Annotated in this window: 2 protein-coding genes; one reads left to right on the top strand and one right to left on the bottom strand. The window is 65.8% G+C overall.

The window, feature by feature from the left end:
- A partial coding sequence (locus tag P3H15_RS54020; protein WP_276144828.1) for an indole dioxygenase occupies positions 1-958 on the bottom strand: 958 nt, incomplete at its 3' end.
- Here P3H15_RS54020 and P3H15_RS54015 point away from each other — a divergent pair.
- Positions 951-1,139, top strand: a 189-nt coding sequence (locus P3H15_RS54015; RefSeq protein ID WP_276144827.1) for a hypothetical protein, incomplete at its 3' end; no start/stop codon positions are given. The two genes, P3H15_RS54020 and P3H15_RS54015, sit on opposite strands and share 8 nt — an antisense overlap.

Genomic DNA, 1,139 nt, shown 5'->3' with positions numbered 1-1,139 from the left:
AGATGAAGGGGACGTCGGGTTCGTTGCCGGCGAGGATCCGCCCGTAGAGTTCAGCGTTGGTCGAGTGCAGCAGGAACGAGTGCACCGACATGGTGCGGATGTCCCGCAGGATCGAACCGAGCTTGTCCGAACCCCGCAACGCGTTGGCACCGGAGCCGTGCTCGATGATCTCGCAGGCCTCCCGCGTGAGCTTGATCGCCCAGGCGATATCCGCCCGGCACCGCACCCGCTCGGCGATCTCCCACGCCGCCCCGGACGCAGCGTGCTCATCGACCGCACCGGTGATCCGGTCCGCATGGAACTTCGCCTGATCGAGCTTCATCCGCGCCTCAGCGAGCTGGTAATGCGTGATCGGAGCGTCGGCCTGCCGAGCGTAGTTGGTGTAGGTGATACCCCGGGACCCGACACGTTCCTCGAACGCCCGCAACGCCGCACGCCCGAGCCCGATCGCCGGACCGACCGACATCGCGCACATGTACGGCACGAACGGCTGGTTGTAGTAGGTGTCACCGGCCAGCGACGCCGTCCGGTAGTTACCGGTCACAATGTCCATGAACGGAATCGCCCGATGCTCGGGCACGAACACCTCATCGAGCGCGACCGTGTTCGATCCGGTACCGATGAAACCAGTGACGAACCAGTCGTCCTTGACCTCGAACTCGGCCTTGGGCACCAGGAACGCGATCGGCGCCCCACCCTCGTCCGGGATCCCCGGAACGATGATCCAGCCGGCATGATGCTGACCGGAACTGAAGCCCCACTTACCGCTGACCCGATACCCACCCTCGACCGTCGCGGCACGACCGGTCACCGCGAACACACCCGCAGCACGCGGGATGTCCGAACCGAGGAACTCGTCGAGTGCCTGATCACCGAACGCACAGACCATATGGCTGACCGCGTTGTAGATCGACGTCACCCACGCAAACGAACCATCCGCCTCGGCGATCGTGGCCATCACCTCGGCCTGCACCGCCGTCGGCGCACGCCACCCACCCCGCTCGACCGGCAACGACATCACCGTCAAACCACCGTCGACCAACGCCTCCACCGAACGATCCGGAGCACGCCGCAACTCCAACGCCTCCGGCGCCGCCTCGGCCACCACCGGAGCGATCTTCACCGCCTCCGCCAACAGA

The organism is Rhodococcus sp. T2V (assembly GCF_029269925.1).
GTDB classification, from domain to species: Bacteria; Actinomycetota; Actinomycetes; order Mycobacteriales; family Mycobacteriaceae; genus Rhodococcus_F; species Rhodococcus_F koreensis.
Note: the sequence above shows the minus strand (reverse complement) of the source record. Positions and strands in the feature narration are given on the sequence as shown.